This is a genomic window from Flavobacterium sp. (assembly GCF_049318325.1).
Taxonomy (GTDB): Bacteria; Bacteroidota; Bacteroidia; order Flavobacteriales; family Flavobacteriaceae; genus Flavobacterium.
Window position 1 is genome coordinate 1 of record NZ_JBMOGQ010000150.1, and the last position, 5,056, is coordinate 5,056.

Here is a 5,056-nt window from a genome sequence, read left to right on the forward strand (position 1 = left end):
GATTATTTGTGTATCGAACACTAACTGCATCTGGAGAAACAGCTATTTCTGAGAAGGGTGTTGGGATGTTCTTACCTATTTTTTCTATCGTAATTTTGGTTTTGGCCAACAAAGCCATAAAAAAGGACGAAGATCTCGTAAAATCTGTGGATCGATTGCGATAAACCTATAAACTTAGTTTTTTAGTGCTGCGAAAAACCCGAATCTCATGGTTCGGGTTTTTTATTTAATCTGAACTCGTTTCAGATTATCTTTTATTTCTTCCCAATTTCAATAATCTCCAAATTCATAATCTTATCGCCATCTATTTCAAAACGCAGCATCGTTCGCACTTGATGAAAACCATAAATACCACAAGCTCCGGGATTCATGTGTAATAGGTTTAAACTTTTATCAAATTGTACTTTAAGTATATGCGAATGTCCACAGATGAAAAGCTTGGGAGGATTATTTTGGATTTCAGCTCGAATGCTTTGATTGTATTTTCCGGGATAACCTCCAATATGCGTAATCCAAACATCTACATCTTCACAAAGAAAACGATTATGCAACGGAAATTCCATCCGAGCTTTGTCATCATCAATATTGCCGAAAACCGCACGCAACGGTTTCAAAGATTTTATAGTATCGGTTACAATTAAATCACCAATATCGCCGGCATGCCATACTTCATCCGCTTGATTAACATATTTCAAAATAGTATCATCAATATGACTATGGGTGTCGGAAAGGAGAAGGATTTTTTTCATTAATTAGCAAAGTTGCAAGGAGGCAAATTTACAAAGTAAATAATTAGGTTTATGTTATGATAACTTTAGATATTGACTACATAAAAACTTTGTAACTTTGGTGCTTTCAAATTTTGCAACTTCAACATTGAGATACTTTATCAAATTAGCATATAAAGGAACAAATTACCATGGTTGGCAATATCAGCCCGGCGCAGACACTGTGCAGGAAACTCTCAATAAGGCATTATCAATATTACTAAAAACAGAAATTGATATTGTTGGTGCCGGTAGAACTGATTCCGGTGTTCATGCCAAACAAATGTTTGCTCATTTTGATTACGAGTCAGAAATTGACATACCTCAATTAGTGCACAAACTCAATTCATTTTTACCCAAAGACATTGTTATTTTCGATATCCTAAAAGTTGCGAATACAGCACATGCCCGTTTTGATGCAACGAGGCGCACTTACGAATATCACATTCATAATATAAAAGATGCGTTTGAAAACGAAGCAAGTTATCAGTTTCAATTGCCATTGGATATTGATAAAATGAATGAAGCATGTCAAATTCTTTTCAGACATACTGATTTTGAATGTTTTTCAAAAGTTAATACGGATGTAAGAACCTTTAATTGTATTGTTTTTGAAGCACATTGGCAAAAAGACGGAAACAAACTTGTTTTTACTATTGCAGCCGACAGGTTTCTGCGAAATATGGTTCGCGCTATAGTAGGAACCATGATAAATATCGGAACAGGAAAAATTAGTTTACAAGATTTCGAAAAAATAATTGATAGTAAAGACCGAAGTAATGCAGGTTTTTCTGTGCCGGCACACGGATTATATTTAACTAAAATTGAATACAAGTCCGAGACATTAGGCATTAGGCAAAAGAAAAAACATGCAAGCAAAAGCATTCGATACCCATTTATTTAAACGCATCTTAAAATACACCAAACCATATAAATTTAGGTATTATGGGGTGATTTTATTTGCAATTTTACTTTCCTTTTTTGCTGCATTAAGACCTTTTCTACTTCAAATTACAGTCGACAACTACATTAAAACGGCGAGTAAAACAGGCCTTTTAATCTACGCGGTCATCATGGGAATTGCCCTTTTGTTAGAAGTTATATCACAGTTCTTTTTTGTGTATTGGGCCAATTGGTTAGGGCAAGATATTATAAAAGACATCCGAATCAAATTATTTCAACACATGCTGACTTTCAGAATGAAATATTTTGATAATTCACCGGTTGGAATGTTAGTAACGCGCTCCGTTTCTGACATTGAGCAAATTGCACGGATTTTCAGTCAAGGATTATTCATGATTTTTAGTGATTTGATGAAAATGTTCATATGTTTGATTGTGATGTTTTATATGAACTGGCAACTTTCAATGATTGTTGTGGTTGCAATGCCGATTTTGGTATATTTCACCCGTATTTTTCAACGAAAAATGCAAATGGCTTTTGAAGAAGTGAGGACTCAGGTAGCTAACTTGAATACTTTTGTTCAAGAACGTATTACCGGGATGAAAATTGTACAGCTCTTTAACCGCGAAGATATTGAATATGAAAAGTTTAAAGAAATTAACCAAAAGCATAACAAAGCATGGATAAAAACCATCTTTTATAACTCTATCTTCTTTCCTATTGCCGATATTATTTCTTCTATTACATTAGGTGTTATTATACTTTATGGTGGTTTTCAGATTATTAATGGTAATCCGTTTACAACTATTGGACAAATGACATCCTATACTATGTTCATAGGAATGCTGTTTAATCCGTTGCGTCAAATTGCAGATAAATTCAATGAAATGCAAATGGGTATGATAGCTGCCAATCGTGTTTTTGACATTTTAGATTCGGATAACGATGTTCAGACGGATGGCGAAAAAATAGCCAATCATTTTAACGGAAACATTCTTTTTGATAATGTTCGTTTCAGTTATATCGAAAAAGAAGAAGTTTTAAAAGGCATCAATTTAAAAGTAAATGCCGGAGAAACTATAGCCATAGTTGGAGCTACCGGTGCCGGAAAATCGACAATCATTAACCTTCTTAATCGTTTTTATGAAATCAATTCGGGTGCGATTTATATTGACAATCAAAATATAAACGATTTTAAATTGGAAAGTCTTAGGCAACAAATTGCTATTGTTTTACAGGATGTTTTTCTTTTTGCAGATACTATTCACAATAACATTACACTAAATAATCGGGCCATTTCTCGTGAAGAAGTTATCGCTGCCGCGAAAGAAATTGGCGTTCATAAATTCATCAAAAGCTTGCCTAACGGTTATGATTATGATGTAAAAGAACGCGGTGTGATGCTATCTTCAGGACAGCGCCAACTGATTGCTTTTCTTCGTGCTTATCTTAGCAATCCGAGTATCTTAATTTTGGATGAAGCTACTTCTTCAATTGACACCTATAGTGAAGAATTAATTCAAAAAGCTACCGAAACCATTACCAAAGGCAGAACATCTATAGTTATTGCACATCGATTGGCAACAATAATCAATGCGGATAAAATTATTGTGATGGACAAAGGTCAAATTGTTGAAGAAGGTTCGCATCAGGAATTGGTAAACAAAGCAGAAGGCTATTACAAAAAATTATATGATTCGCAGTTTTCTGCAGAAAACAATTCATAATTTGTTTGCAAGCATATTTTAAAGTGGCTTCAACTTCTTATTTTATTTTAAAATAAATCCTTAAATTCGCAGTCTAAATTAATTTAGAAATTACATACATATGAAATACGATATTATTGTTTTAGGAAGTGGTCCGGGCGGTTATGTTACTGCCATTCGTGCCTCACAATTGGGTTTTAAAGTAGCCGTAATCGAAAAAGAAAGTCTTGGCGGAGTTTGCCTAAATTGGGGTTGTATTCCAACAAAAGCACTACTAAAATCAGCTCAGGTTTTTGATTACCTAAAACATGCTTCTGATTATGGATTAACCATAAAAGAATTTGACAAAGACTTCACTGCGGTAGTAAAACGTTCCAGAGACGTTGCTGACGGAATGAGCAAAGGGGTTCAGTTCTTAATGAAAAAAAATAAAATTGACGTTATTGATGGTTTTGGTAAAATTAAACCCGGCAAAAAAGTGGATGTTACTGCTGCAGAAGGAAAAGTAACTGAATATTCAGCAGATCATATTATCATTGCTACCGGTGCGCGTTCACGCGAATTGCCAAACTTGCCACAAGATGGTGTGAAAGTAATTGGTTACCGCCAAGCTATGACATTGCCAACACAGCCAAAGAAAATGATTATTGTAGGTTCGGGTGCTATAGGAGTCGAATTTGCTCATTTTTATAACGCTATGGGAACTGAAGTTACTATTGTCGAGTTTATGCCTAATGTAGTTCCTGTGGAAGATGAAGATATCTCAAAACAGTTTGAGCGTTCGTTGAAAAAAGCCGGGATTACAATAATGACTAATTCATCGGTAGAAAAAATCGATACTTCAGGTAAAGGTGTAAAAGCCTTTGTAAAAACTGCTAAAGGTGAAGAAATTCTGGAAGCTGATATTTTACTTTCGGCAGTTGGAATCAAAACTAATATCGAAAATATCGGTTTAGAAGAAGTTGGTATCGCAACCGATAAAGATAAGATTTTAGTAAATGCATATAATCAAACCAATGTTCCTGGATATTATGCCATTGGTGATGTAACTCCGGGACAAGCATTAGCCCACGTTGCTTCGGCAGAAGGAATAAATTGTGTGGAAAAAATCAAAGGCTTACATGTAGATCCAATCGATTATGGAAATATTCCTGGTTGTACATATGCTACTCCAGAAATTGCTTCTGTTGGTTTAACTGAAAAGCAAGCTAAAGAAAAAGGATACGAATTGAAGATTGGAAAATTCCCGTTTTCAGCATCTGGAAAAGCAAAAGCTGCTGGAACTCCGGATGGATTTGTAAAAGTAATTTTTGATGCCAAATATGGAGAATGGTTAGGCTGTCACATGATTGGTGCTGGTGTTACCGATATGATTGCAGAAGCTGTTGTAGCTCGTAAGTTAGAAACTACGGGACACGAAATTCTTAAATCAATTCACCCGCACCCAACTATGAGCGAAGCCGTTATGGAAGCTGTGGCAGATGCTTATGGAGAGGTGATACATTTGTAAAATAAAATCAATAAATAATAAATAATCCCATTCGAAAGATTGGGATTATTTGTTAAAAGTAAATTTAAGAGAAGTACATAAAATAGAAAAACCATTGATTTCTCAATGGTTTTTTTATGTGATCCCAGAAGGATTCGAACCTTCGACCTACTGCTTAGAAGGCAGTTGCT

At 34.9% G+C, this 5,056-nt stretch carries 5 protein-coding genes; 4 read left to right on the plus strand and 1 reads right to left on the minus strand.

Translation table 11 applies throughout. From position 1 onward, the window contains the following. The coding region (locus ACOYLP_RS10670) for a DUF4293 family protein (RefSeq protein WP_422856157.1) at window positions 1–164 on the plus strand (164 nt) is incomplete at its 5' end. 90 nt (window positions 165–254) lie between these two features. On the opposite strand, the gene ACOYLP_RS10675 is transcribed toward ACOYLP_RS10670, so the two are convergent. Beyond that, window positions 255–749 carry a metallophosphoesterase family protein gene (locus ACOYLP_RS10675; protein WP_422856153.1) on the minus strand — a complete coding sequence of 165 codons (495 nt, stop codon included), beginning with the start codon at window positions 747–749 and terminating at the stop codon, window positions 255–257. A gap of 127 nt (window positions 750–876) precedes the next feature. Between ACOYLP_RS10675 and truA the strand changes: the two genes are divergently transcribed. The 3 genes from truA to lpdA all read left to right on the plus strand — a co-directional run bounded on the left by truA (window position 877) and on the right by lpdA (window position 4,886). Next, window positions 877–1,671 (plus strand): tRNA pseudouridine(38-40) synthase TruA, encoded by a 795-nt coding sequence (gene truA, locus ACOYLP_RS10680; protein ID WP_422856154.1) that lies wholly within the window; start codon window positions 877–879, stop codon window positions 1,669–1,671. Then, window positions 1,637–3,397: an ABC transporter ATP-binding protein gene (locus ACOYLP_RS10685; RefSeq protein ID WP_422856155.1), complete on the plus strand. Its 1,761-nt coding sequence runs from the start codon at window positions 1,637–1,639 to the stop codon at window positions 3,395–3,397. The genes truA and ACOYLP_RS10685 overlap by 35 nt, the downstream gene beginning before the upstream one ends. A gap of 100 nt (window positions 3,398–3,497) precedes the next feature. Then, window positions 3,498–4,886: a dihydrolipoyl dehydrogenase gene (gene lpdA / locus ACOYLP_RS10690; protein ID WP_422856156.1), complete on the plus strand. Its 1,389-nt coding sequence runs from the start codon at window positions 3,498–3,500 to the stop codon at window positions 4,884–4,886. Window positions 4,887–5,056: the final 170 nt, after the last annotated feature.

Coding starts and splice junctions, on each gene's coding strand:
- ACOYLP_RS10675 (WP_422856153.1), bottom strand. CDS start 749: ATGAAAAAAATCCTTCTCCTTTCCGACACCCATAGTCATATTGATGAT.
- lpdA (WP_422856156.1), top strand. CDS start 3,498: ATGAAATACGATATTATTGTTTTAGGAAGTGGTCCGGGCGGTTATGTT.
- ACOYLP_RS10685 (WP_422856155.1), top strand. CDS start 1,637: ATGCAAGCAAAAGCATTCGATACCCATTTATTTAAACGCATCTTAAAA.